We start from the raw sequence: 14,896 nt of genomic DNA, 5'->3' as shown, positions 1-14,896 counted from the left end.
CTCCTACAGCCCGAGCTCGCCGAGAACGTCCGGCCACGCGAGCGAGCCGGCAGTCGCCCACAGCACGAGCCCGACCGCCGCAGCGCCCACGAGCAGCGACACGACGAGGTACACCCACAGCGGCGCCGAGCCGCGACCCGTTGCGCGGTGCACGTGCGCGGCGCGGGAGATGAGGTAGGGCAGGGGGCCGAGGATGATCCAGAACACGGAGGGACGCGAGGCGTAGCCGAGGGCGCCGAGGCGCCGGAAGTCGGCGACGACGGCGAGCACGAGCCACGCGAGCGTGAGCCCGCTCGCGACCCACGCCGAGATCGCCGCGACCGGCGACGGCGGGTCGCTGAGCACGAGCGCTCCCACGCCGATGACGAGCAGCAGGTTCAGGATGGGGGAGAGCGCGAGCAGCCAAGCACCCGCCGTGCCCGTCGCGAGCGGCGTGCGCCGCACCGGCGCCGACGCGGCAGACGACCCCCACGAGCGCTCCATGGGGGCGTAGTCGACCGACTCCAATTCGGCGACCGACGTGGGTGCCGCGAACGACCCCGCGGCCGTCGGCACGGCGGCGCCCGACTCGGCCCACGGAGGGGTCTCTGTCTTCCAACTGCCGGCACCGAACGGGTCGGCGACCACGGAAGAAGAGACGGCAGCAGAGCCGACCGCCCCAGAACCGACCGCCGCAGAACCCACTGCCGCTGAACCCACCGACGACACCGGCTTCGTGCCCTCGAGCTCCGACGGCACCGCGAAGGTCGTCGCCTCGGTCACCGCGGGGGAGGCGACCGATGCGGCGGAGGCCGCCGAGCGTCGCGGTGAGCCCAACCCGAGCCCAGCATCCTCATCGGGGCGCACGTGATCGGTCCACGCCGTGCCGTCCCACCAGCGTCGCGTCGCCGGCAGCGACGGATCGCGATACCAGCCCTCGGGCAGATTCGTCTCCGTCACGCCGATCCTCTCGCTGGGTAATGCTCAGACTGTGCGGCCAGCGTACGCGCCCCCAGCCCACCTCGCTAGGGTCGACCCGCCATGAACGACCCCCACGACCGCACCGACGGCCCGAGCGCCAACCCGGGCCCCGCGCGCCGCCCCGGCGTCGTGCGCAGCGCCGCCGGGCTCGCCGCCGACCTGGCCTACATCGCGCGATCGCGACTGGGCCCCGTGCGGTACGGGATGCTCCCGCCCCCGCCGAACGACCCGCTTGACGAGGACGGCAGCGGCCCGGCGCGGCCGCCCGTGCTGCTCATCCCCGGCGTGTTCGAGTCGTGGCACTACCTGCGCGCCATCGGCGAGCGGCTCGCGGCGCGCGGGTACCCCGTGCACCGTGTCGCCGAGCTCGGCCTCAACCACCGGCCCATCGACCGCGCCGCGCGCCTGCTCGCCGACTACGTCGTCGACCGCGATCTGCGCGAGGTGGTGCTCGTCACCCACTCGAAGGGCGGGCTCATCGGCAAGGCGATGCTGCTCGCCGATGCCGACGCTGCGGCCACACCGCCGAAGCGGCGCCTCACGCGCCTGATCACCGTCAACACGCCGTTTCGCGGCACGCCCGTCGCGCGCTGGGGGCTCGGGCCGTGGCGGGAGTTCCGCCCCGAGGCGGCCATCATCCGAACGCTGGATGCTCGCACCGAGGTCAACGACCGCATTACGTCGCTCGTGAGCGCCGTCGACCAGTACGTGCCGCGCGCGATCGCGCACCTCGACGGAGCCGAGAACGTCGTCCTCGACCGGGTCGGGCACTTTCGCGTGCTCGCGCTGCCCGACGTCATCGACGAGATTGAGCGCCGCCTGCCCTGACACCCGGGGGTCTCGACCGGCCCGGTGTCCGTGTGGGGGGACCGTCAGCAGACGGCGCTCGCGCCGCGGTCAGCGGTCGGCGTTGCCGCCGTTCACTGACGTGGCGTCCTCGCCCGGGTCGCGATCGACGAAGTCCTCCAGGTCGGGAGCGAACTCGTCGTCCTCGTCCAGTTCGGGGTCCGTCTCGTCGGCCTCGGCCTGCCCGGCGCCGATGTCACCCTGCGCGCCGGGGTTGTCGCCCTGCGTGGGTTCGTCAGCGTGGTCACCGTTCGTGTGCTTCGCCATGGTCGTGCTCCTACTCTGTCGTCTTCTCGTCGGCACTACTCGTCGATACCCGGAACGGGCTCGTCTTCTCCCGCGGCATCCGGTTCGTCGTTCGCGCCCATGCCGTCGTCGATGGGCTCGCCGTCCTCGTCGGTCTGGGGCGGGTCGCTGCGCGGGTCGATGCTCGTCGTGTCGTCGCGCGAGTTCTCGGCATCGCGCGAGCTCGTGGCCTCGCGATCCTCGCCGGGCGGCGGGCCCTCGGGAATCAGCGGGTTGAACTGTCCGTCATCAGCATTGGTTCCGTGGCTGGTGTCGCTCATGCTTCATCTCCTTCGGTCTCGTCTTCGTCGATCTCGGCGCCGATCGCACCGCCGCCGAGTTCGCCCCCCACGTAGCGGTCGTCCGCTCCCTGCCCGCCGGACTCCTCGGTGTCGCTCGCGCCCGGCACCGTCAGATCGGGGTCGGTTCCCTCAACACCGCGGTCGTCGGTGCCGCTGAGGTCGACCTGCTCGTACTCGTCGGAGGTCATCTCGTCCCCGAAGCCGGAGGGGTCGGTGGTGGGGTCGTCGTCACGGCGATCGCCGTGGTGGTTCTCCCGTGCGGTGTCTTCAGTCATGCGGCCAGTGAATCGAGGTGCGAGCATCCGCACAACGGGGTTGACATTGCGCAGAAAGAGGAGGCGAACGACGCACCCGGGTTTCGGGAGCACCTGAGAGGATGCTCGTATGCCCGTCGCCCAGACCAGCCCCGAGATCGCCGCCCCGAAGCCGCTGTGGAGCTGGAAGCTCGCGCCAGCGTTCATCGTCGTCACGAGCGCGATACCGCTCTTCGGCTTCGAGAACCGTCTGGTTGGCTATCCCTGGCTCGTCATCGGCCTCGTCGTGGCCTACTTCGTTGACCGCGAGCTCACGCGCGATCTCGGCATCATCGCGGCGGGCCTCATCGTCGTGAGCACCGTGAGCGTCAAGGCCGACATCTCGTGGCCCAACTTCTTCCTGCTCGGGTTCGTGCTGAGCCTCGCGGTCGCCGTGCCCTTTGTGCTCGACCGGTTCGTGTTCCGGCGCCGGGTGATTCGCTTCCCGTGGCGCAGCGGGCAGAAGTGGCAGCCCTGGGAGAAGTCGTACCTGTTCGCCGTGCCGTTCCTCGGCTGGCTCATCCTGCCGTTCTACTTCATCTCCTCGGGCGCGTACCTCAACTGGCCGGCCGTCTCCGAGTTCTCCGAAGTGGCGCGGCTCTTCGTCGGCGTCAACGCGGTCGGCATCTGGGACGAACTCTTCTTCATCTGCACGTGCTACGTGCTGCTGCTGCGGCACTTCCCCGTGCTCTTCGCCAACATCCTGCAGGCGATCGTGTTCGTCTCATTCCTGTGGGAGCTCGGCTACCAGGAGTGGGGGCCGCTCATGACGATCCCCTTCGCGCTCCTCCAGGGCTGGATCTTCCACCGCACCAAGTCGCTCACCTACGTCATCATCGTGCACCTGCTGTTCGACCTCGTGGTCTTCCTCGCGATCGTGCACGCCCACAACCCGGGCGTCTTCCCGTTCTTCCTCATCCCGGCGCCGCAGTAGCGCGCCGCAGCAGGGCCCTCGCGCCTCGAGCGCGCGGGCATCTCCACAATTCAGGAGTTCGGGATGCTCGCACCCCGTTGACACGCCGTGCGAGCATCCCGAACCGCTGTTGGAGAGTGCCGACTCCTGAATTGTGGAGGCCGGCCCGGTGTCCGGCTTCACACGCGTGGGGACGGTTCAGAGGTGGACCAGTAGCCCAGAACACCGCCCAGGGGCTTCTGCTGCTCCCCTGACCGAGGTATTGCTCGCGCCAGGGCGACTATTGGTCGCTGAGCCGCGCTTCAGTGATCGGGTCGAATAGGTGCGCAGCTGTGGCGCGGACGGCGAGGTCGACTGGCGTGCCGACAGAGAGTTGTGAGAGACCGGCTGCGTCGACGACGCTCGTAAGGCGATCATCACCGGAGTCGACGTGAACGATCGCCCGAGGACCGAGCAACTCGATCAACGCCACACGAGCCGAGGCTGAGTCCGTGGGCGACAGCACGAGATCATCAGGCCGCACACCGAGGATCACAGAATCTCGTGTCGTCACACCTGCAGCGCGGATGCGGCTGCCTCCCGATGAGCGAAAGTCGCCGTCACTGATGGTGCCGGTGATGACATTCATCTTGGGGCTACCGACGAATGTCGCCACGAACACACTGTTGGGGCGAGCATAGATCTCGTCGGGGCGGCCGCTCTGAGCGACCCTGCCGTCACGCATGACGACCATGCGGTCGGACATCGTCATCGCTTCTTCCTGGTCGTGCGTGACGTACACCGCAGTGATTCCCAGTCGACGCTGAATCTGCATCAGCTCGAATCGCGTCTCGACGCGAAGCTTCGCGTCGAGGTTGCTCAGCGGCTCATCAAAGAGGAAGACGGAAGGCTGGCGGATGATCGCACGACCAATCGCGACGCGCTGTTGTTGCCCACCCGAGAGGTCTTTCGGCTTGCGAGACGTCAAGGCACCGAGGCCGAGCGAGTCGGCAACTTCCTGCGCGCGTGCGAGAGCATCCGACCGAGGTGATCGCGTAGCACGCAAGGGAAACGCGATGTTCTCCAGTACCGAGAGGTGCGGGTACAGGGCGTAATTCTGGAACACCATGGCGACGTCACGATCTTTCGGCTCCAAGCCATTCACGACGCGTCCGTCGATCGTGATCTCACCACCGCTGATCTCCTCCAGGCCGGCGAGCATGCGAAGGGAGGTTGACTTTCCGCAGCCGGAGGGACCCACCAGAACGGTGAGCGAGCCGTCGGGAAAGTCGATGTCGACATCGTCGACGATCACCGTGGACCCGTACTGCTTGCGCACTTTGTTGAATCGGACCTCTGCCATGACGACGAACCTCTCGTGAGAACTAGAACTTGACTGCGCCGCCGCTGATGCCTTGCACCAGTCGACGTTGAATGAAGAAACTCGCGATCACCACGGGCACCACGGCGATGATGATGGCAGCGCTCATGGCGCCGAGCTCCACTCCGCGGAAGGTATTGAACGCCGCGATGGCCACCGGGAGGATCGTTTCGCGGGTGGGGGCCAGGATCAGGCCGTAGAACATGTCGTTCCACGACAGTGTGAAGCCGAAGATGGCGGCCGCACCGATTCCTGGCAATACCTGGGGGATCACCACGAGGCGGAACGCGGCGAATCTCGAGAAGCCGTCGACGCGGGCCTGCTCCTCTAACGACCGCGGAACCGCATCGAAGAATCCGATGAGGAACCACGTGATGACCGGCAAGACGAAGCTCAAGTGAGCGAAGATGATCGGGACGTAGGTGTTGTCGATTCTCAGGGCGTAGGCCATCGTCAAGAACGGGAAGACCAAGACCGCGGGCGGGAGCACTTGAGCGGCGAGAATGCCGAATCGTGTGGCCGAGCCACCGGCCTTGTACGCAGAAATCGCGTAGGCGCCCATGGAACCGGCGACGACACTGATCGACACCGTCACTGCGGCGACGAACGCGCTGCGTCCCGCCGCATCAAGGATCCCCGCTTCGAAGACGCGTGCCCAGTTGTCGAGATTGGGAGAGAACAAGAACAACCCGGGGTCGTTGAGCTGCGCTGGCGACTTGAAGCTAGCCAGGGCCACCCAGATGATCGGGAAGGCGACCGTTACGGCGGCCGCCCACAGCAGCAGAGTGCGGGCGATGCCCCACGGGCTGACGCGTCGGGTCATCGTGCGGCGCTCCTTTGCAGTCGGCGGAACAAGAGCACGATCAGGGTCAGCACGATCGCGAGCAGGACGAAAGCAACGGCGGATGCTTCGCCGAGTCGGAAGAACTGGATACCTGTCTGATAGGTGAAGTACTGGATCGTCTCGGTCTCGGTGCCGGGCCCGCCGCGAGTCGTAGCGTAGACATATTCGAACACTTTGAGGGCATCAAGAGAACGCAACAGCACGGCAACGGTCAGTACCGGGGTGAGCAACGGCAACACCACGCGGCGGAAGGCATACCAGGCACTCGCACCGTCGACCTTCGCGGCCTCGAGAGGCTGGCGCGGTACCGATTCCAGTCCGGCCAGGAGCAGCAACACCATGAACGGTGTCCACTGCCAAACGTCCATCAAGGCGAGGGTGAAGAGCGCGTTGCCGGGGCCGAAGAAGTCGTAGTCGATTCCGAGAGATCGCAGCATCGCCGGGAGAGCGCCGAGCTGATCGTTCAGAAGAAATCGGAAGGTCAGGCCGACGGCGATCGGGGTGATGAACATCGGTGCAAGCAGCATCGCCCGGGTGAGGTCGCGTGCCCATTGCTGCTTCTGCAGGGCGAGAGCAATGGCGAGACCCAGCAGGGTCTGCAACGCCACCGCGATGATCACGTAGGTGGCGGTGTTCGAGAAGGCGTTCCACATGCGGGGGTCCGTGAGCACGAAGAAGTAGTTCTCGAGGCCGACCACATCGGGAGCCCCGCGGCTCGTAAGTCGGTAGTCCGTCAGGCTCAGATAGAACGCGTACCCGAGGGGAAACCCGACAGCGACGCCTGTAATGGCCAAGACGGGTGCGAGCATTCCCCACCGGAATCTCGTCATTCGCGTCACTGTCGGGTTCCTTTCCTCAGTTGGTGTGGTGCGAGTCGCTAGCGCTGAATACGCTCGACGGCAGCCTGAGCGTCAGCCAGTGCCTGCTCGACCGTCTTCGTTCCGGCGACCGCTTCACTCAGTTCGGTTCCCACGGCCTGGATCATCTCCTCGCCACCGAGACCCTGCGACAGAGGCGCGGCATCCGACAGAATCTCGATGATCGCCGCGTAGTAGTCCTCCCCGAATCCCGACTCGAGCACCGTCGGGTCAGTCAGCGTGCTTTCACGAATGGCAGCGCCACCGGCCACGACGCGCTCGACGTCGACCTCGGTGGAAGTGATCCAGGCTGCGAAGGCCCAGGCCGCATCGGAGGCCGCGGAGTTTGCCGGAATCGCCCAGCTCCAGGAACCCAAGACCTGCTTGCCGCCGGGCATAGGTGCCAGGGCAAATGACCCCGCGAGGTCGCCGGAAGCGCCCTCGGGGTCGTTGAGCCCTGGCAGGTTCCAGTTGTAGCTGATCATCGCTGCCGACTGATCGCCCGACACCGACCGGAACGCCTCATCGAATGCCCAGTTGGAGCTGTTTGCCGGCGCGGCGGTCGTGAAGGCCTCGATGTACGCCTCGAGCGCAGCCTGGGCCTCCGGGGTGTTCAGGGTGGGTGCCCCCGATTCGTCGTAGATCGAGCCGCCGGCCGCAAAGAGCCAGTTCGCCCATTCTTCGAAAATCTTGTAGCCGCGCTGCGGTTGCATCGCGATGCCTGTCCGCTCGCTCGTGGTGAGAGCCTGCGAGTTGGCGACGAGCTCGTCGAGCGTCGACGGCACGGAGAGCCCGGCCTCTTCGTAGAGGTCGGTGCGGTACAGGTAGCCGAGAGCGTAGTTGTAGAACGGAACGCCGTAGCGCACGCCGTCGACCTCAGTGATGTCGACGAGCGGCTGGAAGAAGTCTTCTGCTGCGTAGTCGGTGGTCGTGGTGATCCTGTCATCGAGAGGCTGCAGGAACCCCGCGTCGACGAAGTCGTCCATCCAGGGGTTGTCCACGACGATCAAGTCGTAGGTCGGCTCGCTCGACTGGAACGAAGCGATGAGCTTGTCGCGCATCTGGTCGAAACCGAGCGTCTCGATCTCCACCGCGATGCCCGGGTACTCCTCGTTGAACGAGTCGACCAGATCTACGACGATGTCGGTGTCGGGAACGCTCTCCATCAAGATACGGACGGTGCCCTCGGTGTCGGAGGGGATGTCGCCCTGCCCGGAGGAGGCGGGGGCTTCCGTGCCACCGGTTCCTGCGCATCCTGAGATGGTCAGGGCGAGTGCTGACGTGAGGCCGATAGCGGCCAGTAGCGCGTTGCGTCGAATACTCATTGCGTCACTTCCTTTCTATGTTGGTGTGGTGCGGGGTCTGCCGCTGACGGTCAGCGGGTCAGTCCATGTAGGCGCCGCCGTTGATCGACAGCGATTCGCCGGTGATGAAGGAGGCGTCATCAGAGAGCAGGAAGGCGACGCCGCGCGCCACGTCTTCCGGCTGCTGTAGGCGGCCAAGCGGAGTCGCGGCAACCCACGAGTCACGAACGGCCTCGGGGGTGGAGTTGCTGAGCTCGGCTTCCCAGGCCAGTTCGCGCTCTTGCATGGCGGTGGCGACGAAGCCAGGGCAGACGGCGTTCACGGTGATCTTGTGCTCCGCCAGTTCGAACGCCATCGCCTGAGTCAGGCCCACGACACCGAACTTGGAGGCCACATAGTCTGCCAAGAATGGGACGCGTCCCTGCTTGCCCGCCATCGACGCGGTGTTGACGATGCGGCCCTCTCGACCGGTGCGGATCATGGCGCGGGCGGCCGCTTGACCGCAGAGGAAGACACCTTTGAGGTTGACGGCCAGTGTGAGGTCGAGCTTCTCCAGAGAGATGTCGACGAATGGCTGCATGAAAGAGACACCAGCGTTGCTGACCCAAGCGTCGAGCCCCAGGGTGTCGGCGATCTCGTCCGCGACCGCCGTCACAGCCGCGGCGTCGGTGACATCGAGCTGTCGGCTCATGTGCTGTTGCCCCCCTGCCGTCGACAGCAACTTGGCGGTCTCGGCGGCGGCGGCCTCGTTCAGGTCGGTGGCGACAACGCTCCAGCCACGGTCGGCAAGCGAGACGGCGATTGATCGGCCGATACCGGATCCGCTTCCGGTGATGACGACGACGGAGGTCATGAGTGTGCCTTTCGAGAGAGGGAGTGGGAGAACGGGGTGAGGGCGACACTGAGTTCGCGCCATTCGCGGTACGCGGCGTCGTACTGTGACACGCGAGCCGGGTCGGGATGAACTATCGGACCGAGGGAGACGTACCGGTCGACATCGGTCCACTCGTCAATCAGGCCGACGCCGATCGCAGCGATGACGGCAGCACCGAAGGAGGCCCCAGGATGATCGACAATCGGGTTGAGGTCGGTGCCGAGAACGTCCGCGTGGATCTGTTTCCAGAGCGTGGATTTCGACCCCCCGTTCGTGACCATAGCCCGGGAGAGGGGCAAGCCCAGGTCACCGAAAACGTCAGCATGGTGTCGGAATCCGAAGGCGATCGATTCCAGTACCGCGCGATACATGGCTCCGCGCGAGGTGCCGAGATGGAGTCCGACGAAAGCCCCGCGGAGGTCGGGGTCGTGGAGGGGGCTCTTCTCGCCGAGGAAATAGGGGAGGCAGAAGAGCGCGCCAGCTGGCTCCATATCAGCTTCATCATCTAGTCGGAGGAGCTCGGCTCCGCCGGTCAATGCTTGGAACCACCGGATGAGACTTCCCGATGTCGCCATACAGCCGTTGGGAAGCCAGAGTCCAGGAACAGGATGCGCATCAAGGTAGAGGCGTTCGTCGACCAGAGCCTTCTCGCTCGCAACCAGGATGTCGCCTGCTCCACCGAGCTTGATGAGCCAGTCGCCGGAAGTCCGCACGCCGGCTGAGTAGGCCGAGAGCACATGATCGGCACCACCGACGACGAGAGGAATTCCGGCGGGAAGGCCGGTGCGCTCCGCCATCTCACGCGACAGCGAGCCCACGACGGTTCCGGGTGCGGCGATATCGGGAACCCTGTCCTGCTCGATCTGCGCTGCCGAGAAGGCCTGCGCAAATCGCTCTCCCGCGATCGTGAATAGACCAGATTCGAGTGCCCAGTTCTGCTCGACGTGCGGTCGACCGCCGAGGTGCATGAGAATCCAGTCGTATCCACCGACGACGACTCGTGTGCGGGACCAGATCTCCGGTTCATGCTTCTGAAGCCAGAGGAGCGTGGGGGCGACGGACTGCTGGCTCACGGCACTGCCGGTCGTCTCCACGGGGGAGAATGGTTCGAGGTAGTCGGCCACCTGCGCAATCTCGTCGACAGCTCGAGCGTCGCTCTGCAGGATGGCGCGCCGAAGCGGCATGCCATCATCACCTAGCAGGAGCACGGCCGGCACCATGCCGGTGGTCGAGATCGCCGCAACGCGGCGGGCATCGAGCTGATGGTGGGCGAGCAAGTCAGCGATCGCTGAAATCGTGTTCTCGATCCACTCCCGAGGATCAGCCTCTGCGATTCCAGGGCCGTCGGCGTTCGCGGTGACGCTTCGACTCACGGCTGTGAGGCGGCCGTCGGCCGCGTCGAAAGCGACCACCTTCGTGCCGGTCGTGCCGATGTCGATCCCGAGCGTGATGCTGGCCTTCATGTGAGCTGCCCCTTCATCGACGAGGCGGGCGGTTGGACACAGATCACGGTGACTCCTGCTGATTGGGCGCTGCGCAACGCGGGGTGCTCAGGAGGCCCATCTGTCACGAGGGTGTCGAGGTCGGCGAGGTCGGCGATTGAGATCAGCTGCACCCGCCCGAGCTTGCTCGAGTCGGCGACCACAATGATGCGCTGGGCCGATCGTGCCGCGGCGCGCTTCACGTGCGCCTCGTCGTAGTGGTAGTCGGTGACGCCAGCGCCCTCGTCTACGCCGGCCACGCCCATCACGAATGTGCTCGCGTTGAATCGATCGAAGCTCTCTTGAGCTCCCGCTCCGATGAGGCTGAGCTCGCCCGGGCGCAACTGGCCGCCGGTGACGTAGACCTCGGAATCGACTTCCGAACTCAATTCCGTCGCGACCAACAGGCTGGGGGTGATGACCGTGAGGGGCAGGTGCCGCGATCGGATCTCTCGAGCTACGGCGAGCGCCGACGAGCCACTGTCGATGATCACCGTTTCTCCTTCATGGAGGAGATCGACCACGGCGGAGGCGATGTGTGCCTTCTCGGTCGCAGCCAGGGCGGCTCTCGCTTCAAAGGAGGGTTCCGCGGCAGCAGACCCGACCGAGATCGCACCGCCCATGACGCGTCGCAACACGCCTTTGAGCTCCAGTGCCTCGATGTCACGACGAATCGTCATTTCCGACACGCCGAGCTCAGTGGCGAGACTGGTGAAGTCGATCTCGCCCTCGTCGAGTACGCGCTGTTCGATCAGCGCTCGTCGCCCTTGAACTGACATGTGACCACAGTAGACGCAAACTGTGATCTTGTAACACCTTTTTGGTTACATTTCTGTAAAAGGTTCCCAGTAGTGCGAGAAATGTGGGAACATTTGACATGTCGCGGGATGACATCTCATCCGCCTTGCGCACTCGATCACGCCGACTCTGATTGTCGGGCAGCAGAAAAGGAGCATCATGACCACCTGGTTGGACGACATCTTCGCGGTGAAGAAGCCTGTGATCGCGATGCTGCACTTGTCTGCGCTGCCGGGCGACCCCGGGTACGATTCGTCAGCGGGCCTCGACGCAGTGATCGCGCGTGCTCGTCAGGAACTACACGACCTGCAGGCAGGCGGTGTCGACGGCGTCATGTTCTCCAACGAGTTCAGCCTTCCGTACCTGACGCAGACCGAGCCAATCACTGCCATCACCATGGCGCGCGTCATCGGGGAGCTGCGCTCGGAAATCACTGCGCCGTTCGGCGTCAACGTGCTCTGGGATGCTCGAGCATCGATCGACCTGGCAATGGCGACCGGCGCCCAGTGGGTACGCGAGATCTTTACTGGGGTCTACGCGAGCGACTTCGGGCTGTGGAACACCAACGTCGGCGAGGTGGCGCGTCACCGCGCTCGGATCGGTGCCTCGCACGTCAAGTTGCTGTTCAACATCGTTCCTGAGTCGGCACAGTACCTGGCCGACCGCGACCTCGCCTCGATCGCCAAGACCACCGTGTTCGCTACTCTGCCCGATGCGCTGTGCGTCTCGGGTGCGACCGCGGGAGCGCCGACTGACACACAAGCCCTTTCGATCGTGAAGAACGCCGCAGGCACCGTTCCGGTATTCGTGAACACGGGTGTTCGGGCCGAGAACGTCGGCGAGCAACTGTCGATTGCTGATGGTGCGGTGGTCGGCACCTACTTCAAGCGAGAGGGTCGCTTTGAGAACACGGTCGACCCTGCACGTGTGGTGCAGTTGATGACGGCCGCCCGCGAATTCCGCGCCACCCTCGCCTAGCGGCGACAACGCGCTCTCGCGCTCGCCCCACTACAACTCCGTCTCCACAATTCAGGAGTTCGGGATGCTCGCACCCCGTCGACACGCCGTGCGAGCATCCCGAACCGCCGTCTCCGAGCAGGCACTCCTGAATTGTGGAGACGAAGCCGGTGTCGGTGAGTCCTGAGCTGTGGAGACTGTGACCCGGGCGGGTGGGGGAGACTGGAGGCGATGACCTCCTCGCTGCTAGACCGCATGCCCGCCCCCTACGAGGCCGGTGCTGCCTTCGACGCGATCGAGAACTGGGCGACCGACGAAGGCCTCACGCTCTACCCCGCGCAGGAGGAGGCGATCTTCGAGCTCGTCGCCGGCGCGCATGTGATCCTCGCCACCCCGACCGGCAGCGGCAAGAGCCTCGTCGCGGTCGCCGCCCACGCGATCGCCCTCGCGCAGGGCCAGCGCAGCTACTACACCGCCCCCATCAAGGCGCTCGTGAGCGAGAAGTTCTTCGCCCTCGTGGAGATCTTCGGCGCGGAGAACGTCGGCATGGTCACGGGCGACAGCAGCGTCAACGGGGATGCGCCCATCGTCTGCTGCACAGCCGAGATTCTCGCGAATCAGGCCCTGCGCCACGGGTCGGACGTCGAGGCGGGGCTTGTCGTCATGGACGAATTCCACTACTACGCCGACCCCGATCGGGGCTGGGCGTGGCAGGTGCCGCTGCTCGAGCTGACCCACGCGCGGTTCTTGCTCATGAGTGCGACCCTCGGCGACGTCACGCCCATCGCCGACGACCTGCAGCGCCGCACGGGCCACCCCGTGAGCGAGGTGACGCACGCCGAGCGGCCGATTCCGCTCACGTTCGACTACGTGAAGACTCCCGTGCACGAGACCGTGCAGACGCTGCTTGACGACGGGCAGGCGCCGATCTACGTCGTGCACTTCAGCCAGGCGGCCGCGATGGAGCGCGCTCAAGCTTTGTCGAGCATCCGCATCATCACCCGGGAGCAGCGCGACGAGATCGCCGCCGCGATCGGCGACTTCCGCTTCACCACCGGATTCGGCACGACGCTCAGCCGCCTCGTGCGCAGCGGCATCGGCGTGCACCATGCCGGCATGCTGCCCAAGTACCGGCGACTCGTGGAGGTGCTCGCCCAGCGCGGACTGCTGCGCGTCATCTGCGGCACCGACACGCTCGGCGTCGGCATCAACGTGCCGATTCGCACGGTGCTGCTGACGGCGCTCAGCAAGTTCGACGGCGAGAAGATGCGGCAGCTGAGCGCGCGCGAGTTCCACCAGATTGCGGGGCGCGCCGGTCGCGCCGGCTACGACACGGCCGGGCTCGTCGTCGTGCAGGCTCCCGACCACGAGGTCGAGAACCACGCCGCGACCACCAAGGCGGGCAGCGACCCGAAAAAGAAGAAGAAGATCGTGCGCAAGTCGGCACCCGCCGGCTTCGTCACGTGGAGCGAGACGAGCTTCGAGCGGCTCATCGGCGGAGCGCCCGAACCGCTCGAGAGTCGCATGCAGGTGTCGGCGGCGATGCTCATCAACCTCATCGCGCGCGGGGGAGATGTCTTCGGCAACGCCCGGGCGCTGCTCACGCAGAACCACGAGCCGCCGCACCGGCAGCGCGAGCTCGTGCGCCGCGCGCTCGGCATCGCCAAGACCCTCGTACGCGCGGGCGTCGTCGTCATCGAGCCCGGCGGGCGCATCACCCTGACGGTCGATCTGCAGCCCAACTTCGCGCTCAATCAGCCGCTCAGCCCCTTCGCACTCGCCGTCATCGAGTCGCTCGACCCGGAGGACGACGCCACGACGGTCGCGCCGCCCGCGCCGGGCGCCGACGATGAGCACACAGTCCCCGGCGCGGCGCCCGAGGCCGCCCCGCACTACGCGCTCGACGTCGTGAGCGTCATCGAGGCCACCCTCGACGACCCGCGGCCCGTGCTGCGGCAGCAGGAGCACAAGGCGCGCGGCGAGGCGATCGGCCGCATGAAGGCGCAGGGCATGGAGTACGACGAGCGCATGGAGGCGCTCGACGACATCACGCATCCGCGCCCGCTCGCCGACCTGCTCGAGGCCATGTTCGAGACCTACGCGGCCACCCAGCCGTGGATCCGCGACGTCGAGCTGCGCCCCAAGGCGGTCGTGCGCGACATGTTCGAGAAGGCCATGAGCTTCACCGAGTACGTGAGCCACTACCAGCTGGCCCGCAGCGAGGGCCTCCTGCTGCGCTACCTGAGCGACGCCGACCGCGCGTTCCGCCAGACGATCCCCGACGACGCCAAGACGCCGGACGTGCTCGACATCATCGAGTGGCTGCGTGAGCTCGTGCGGCAGGTCGACTCGAGCCTGCAGGACGAGTGGGCGCAGCTCACGGCGCCTCACTCCGACGTTGTGGACGGCGAGCCGATCCTGCCGCCGCCCCCGCCGGACGTCACGACCAATCGGCGGGCATTCACCGTGCTCGTGCGCAACGAGCTGTTCCGCCGCGTGCAGCTCGCGGCGCTGCAGCGCGACGACGACCTCGTCGAGCTCGACCCGGAGGCGGGCTGGCCCGAGGCGCTCGACGCCTACTACGCCGAGCACGAGAGCATGGGCACGGCGGGCGGCGCGCGCGCAGCATCCCTCGTGCAGATCTCCGAGAATGATCCGGATGCTGGCCCCGGCTTCTGGAGCGTGCGCCAGGTCATCGACGACCCGGCCGGCGATCACGACTGGGGCATCCACGCGACCGTCGACCTCGCGCAGAGCGCGGAGCGCGGCGAAGCGGTCGTGCGCGTGGAGGGCCTGAAGCGCCTGTAGCCGGGGTGCCCCGC

Annotated in this window: 15 protein-coding genes; 4 read left to right on the top strand and 11 right to left on the bottom strand. The window is 66.3% G+C overall.

Going from position 1 to position 14,896, the window contains the following annotated elements; translation table 11 throughout:
- Positions 1–3: 3 nt before the first annotated feature.
- The gene (locus FK219_RS13590; protein WP_152583099.1) at positions 4–939 is read right to left on the bottom strand and encodes a DUF2510 domain-containing protein; all 936 of its coding nucleotides are present in this window, start codon (positions 937–939) and stop codon (positions 4–6) included.
- Positions 940–1,020: 81 nt separating this feature from the next.
- Here FK219_RS13590 and FK219_RS03770 point away from each other — a divergent pair, with 81 nt between their 5' ends.
- The gene (locus FK219_RS03770; RefSeq protein WP_152583098.1) at positions 1,021–1,788 is read left to right on the top strand and encodes an esterase/lipase family protein; all 768 of its coding nucleotides are present in this window, start codon (positions 1,021–1,023) and stop codon (positions 1,786–1,788) included.
- A gap of 69 nt (positions 1,789–1,857) precedes the next feature.
- Here FK219_RS03770 and FK219_RS03765 read toward each other — a convergent pair whose 3' ends face one another.
- The 3 genes from FK219_RS03765 to FK219_RS03755 are packed head-to-tail and all read right to left on the bottom strand — an operon-like array spanning position 1,858 to position 2,668.
- Positions 1,858–2,073 (bottom strand): hypothetical protein, encoded by a 216-nt coding sequence (locus tag FK219_RS03765; RefSeq protein ID WP_152583097.1) that lies wholly within the window; start codon positions 2,071–2,073, stop codon positions 1,858–1,860.
- Positions 2,074–2,108: 35 nt separating this feature from the next.
- On the bottom strand, positions 2,109–2,372 hold the full coding sequence (locus FK219_RS03760; RefSeq protein ID WP_152583096.1) for a hypothetical protein: 264 nt from the start codon (positions 2,370–2,372) through the stop codon (positions 2,109–2,111).
- A complete protein-coding gene (locus FK219_RS03755) occupies positions 2,369–2,668 on the bottom strand; it encodes a hypothetical protein (RefSeq protein ID WP_152583095.1) in 300 nt (99 codons plus the stop codon). The genes FK219_RS03760 and FK219_RS03755 overlap by 4 nt, the downstream gene beginning before the upstream one ends.
- 109 nt (positions 2,669–2,777) lie before the next feature.
- Between FK219_RS03755 and FK219_RS03750 the strand changes: the two genes are divergently transcribed.
- Positions 2,778–3,620 carry a CPBP family intramembrane glutamic endopeptidase gene (locus tag FK219_RS03750; RefSeq protein ID WP_152583094.1) on the top strand — a complete coding sequence of 281 codons (843 nt, stop codon included), beginning with the start codon at positions 2,778–2,780 and terminating at the stop codon, positions 3,618–3,620.
- 259 nt (positions 3,621–3,879) lie between these two features.
- On the opposite strand, the gene FK219_RS03745 is transcribed toward FK219_RS03750, so the two are convergent.
- The 7 genes from FK219_RS03745 to FK219_RS03715 all read right to left on the bottom strand — a co-directional run bounded on the left by FK219_RS03745 (position 3,880) and on the right by FK219_RS03715 (position 11,098).
- Positions 3,880–4,941 (bottom strand): ABC transporter ATP-binding protein, encoded by a 1,062-nt coding sequence (locus FK219_RS03745; RefSeq protein WP_152583093.1) that lies wholly within the window; start codon positions 4,939–4,941, stop codon positions 3,880–3,882.
- Positions 4,942–4,963: 22 nt separating this feature from the next.
- The gene (locus tag FK219_RS03740) at positions 4,964–5,782 is read right to left on the bottom strand and encodes a carbohydrate ABC transporter permease (RefSeq protein ID WP_152583092.1); all 819 of its coding nucleotides are present in this window, start codon (positions 5,780–5,782) and stop codon (positions 4,964–4,966) included.
- On the bottom strand, positions 5,779–6,612 hold the full coding sequence (locus FK219_RS03735) for a carbohydrate ABC transporter permease (protein ID WP_152583091.1): 834 nt from the start codon (positions 6,610–6,612) through the stop codon (positions 5,779–5,781). Before FK219_RS03735 ends, FK219_RS03740 begins: the two co-directional genes overlap by 4 nt.
- 68 nt (positions 6,613–6,680) lie before the next feature.
- Positions 6,681–7,985 (bottom strand): ABC transporter substrate-binding protein, encoded by a 1,305-nt coding sequence (locus FK219_RS03730; protein ID WP_152583090.1) that lies wholly within the window; start codon positions 7,983–7,985, stop codon positions 6,681–6,683.
- Positions 7,986–8,043: 58 nt separating this feature from the next.
- A complete protein-coding gene (locus FK219_RS03725; protein WP_152583089.1) occupies positions 8,044–8,817 on the bottom strand; it encodes an SDR family NAD(P)-dependent oxidoreductase in 774 nt (257 codons plus the stop codon).
- Complete coding sequence (locus FK219_RS03720) at positions 8,814–10,301, bottom strand: FGGY-family carbohydrate kinase (RefSeq protein WP_152583088.1); 1,488 nt, start codon at positions 10,299–10,301, stop codon at positions 8,814–8,816. The genes FK219_RS03725 and FK219_RS03720 overlap by 4 nt, the downstream gene beginning before the upstream one ends.
- The gene (locus tag FK219_RS03715) at positions 10,298–11,098 is read right to left on the bottom strand and encodes a DeoR/GlpR family DNA-binding transcription regulator (RefSeq protein WP_152583087.1); all 801 of its coding nucleotides are present in this window, start codon (positions 11,096–11,098) and stop codon (positions 10,298–10,300) included. Before FK219_RS03715 ends, FK219_RS03720 begins: the two co-directional genes overlap by 4 nt.
- A 178-nt stretch (positions 11,099–11,276) precedes the next feature.
- Here FK219_RS03715 and FK219_RS03710 point away from each other — a divergent pair, with 178 nt between their 5' ends.
- Together FK219_RS03710 and FK219_RS03705 are read left to right on the top strand one after the other, a co-directional pair.
- Positions 11,277–12,095 carry a BtpA/SgcQ family protein gene (locus tag FK219_RS03710; protein ID WP_152583086.1) on the top strand — a complete coding sequence of 273 codons (819 nt, stop codon included), beginning with the start codon at positions 11,277–11,279 and terminating at the stop codon, positions 12,093–12,095.
- Positions 12,096–12,305: 210 nt separating this feature from the next.
- Positions 12,306–14,882 carry a DEAD/DEAH box helicase gene (locus FK219_RS03705; RefSeq protein ID WP_152583085.1) on the top strand — a complete coding sequence of 859 codons (2,577 nt, stop codon included), beginning with the start codon at positions 12,306–12,308 and terminating at the stop codon, positions 14,880–14,882.
- Positions 14,883–14,896: the final 14 nt, after the last annotated feature.

This window comes from Microcella pacifica (assembly GCF_009371975.2).
GTDB lineage: Bacteria > Actinomycetota > Actinomycetes > Actinomycetales > Microbacteriaceae > Microcella > Microcella pacifica.
This window is presented reverse-complemented; position numbering and strand designations above follow the sequence as displayed.

What these genes read in the sequence shown, in the direction of transcription:
- FK219_RS03770 (WP_152583098.1), top strand. Translation starts at nt 1,021, where the DNA reads ATGAACGACCCCCACGACCGCACCGACGGCCCGAGCGCCAACCCGGGC.
- FK219_RS03765 (WP_152583097.1), bottom strand. Translation starts at nt 2,073, where the DNA reads ATGGCGAAGCACACGAACGGTGACCACGCTGACGAACCCACGCAGGGC.
- FK219_RS03760 (WP_152583096.1), bottom strand. Translation starts at nt 2,372, where the DNA reads ATGAGCGACACCAGCCACGGAACCAATGCTGATGACGGACAGTTCAAC.
- FK219_RS03755 (WP_152583095.1), bottom strand. Translation starts at nt 2,668, where the DNA reads ATGACTGAAGACACCGCACGGGAGAACCACCACGGCGATCGCCGTGAC.
- FK219_RS03750 (WP_152583094.1), top strand. Translation starts at nt 2,778, where the DNA reads ATGCCCGTCGCCCAGACCAGCCCCGAGATCGCCGCCCCGAAGCCGCTG.
- FK219_RS03745 (WP_152583093.1), bottom strand. Translation starts at nt 4,941, where the DNA reads ATGGCAGAGGTCCGATTCAACAAAGTGCGCAAGCAGTACGGGTCCACG.
- FK219_RS03740 (WP_152583092.1), bottom strand. Translation starts at nt 5,782, where the DNA reads ATGACCCGACGCGTCAGCCCGTGGGGCATCGCCCGCACTCTGCTGCTG.
- FK219_RS03735 (WP_152583091.1), bottom strand. Translation starts at nt 6,612, where the DNA reads ATGCTCGCACCCGTCTTGGCCATTACAGGCGTCGCTGTCGGGTTTCCC.
- FK219_RS03730 (WP_152583090.1), bottom strand. Translation starts at nt 7,985, where the DNA reads ATGAGTATTCGACGCAACGCGCTACTGGCCGCTATCGGCCTCACGTCA.
- FK219_RS03725 (WP_152583089.1), bottom strand. Translation starts at nt 8,817, where the DNA reads ATGACCTCCGTCGTCGTCATCACCGGAAGCGGATCCGGTATCGGCCGA.
- FK219_RS03720 (WP_152583088.1), bottom strand. Translation starts at nt 10,301, where the DNA reads ATGAAGGCCAGCATCACGCTCGGGATCGACATCGGCACGACCGGCACG.
- FK219_RS03715 (WP_152583087.1), bottom strand. Translation starts at nt 11,098, where the DNA reads ATGTCAGTTCAAGGGCGACGAGCGCTGATCGAACAGCGCGTACTCGAC.
- FK219_RS03710 (WP_152583086.1), top strand. Translation starts at nt 11,277, where the DNA reads ATGACCACCTGGTTGGACGACATCTTCGCGGTGAAGAAGCCTGTGATC.
- FK219_RS03705 (WP_152583085.1), top strand. Translation starts at nt 12,306, where the DNA reads ATGACCTCCTCGCTGCTAGACCGCATGCCCGCCCCCTACGAGGCCGGT.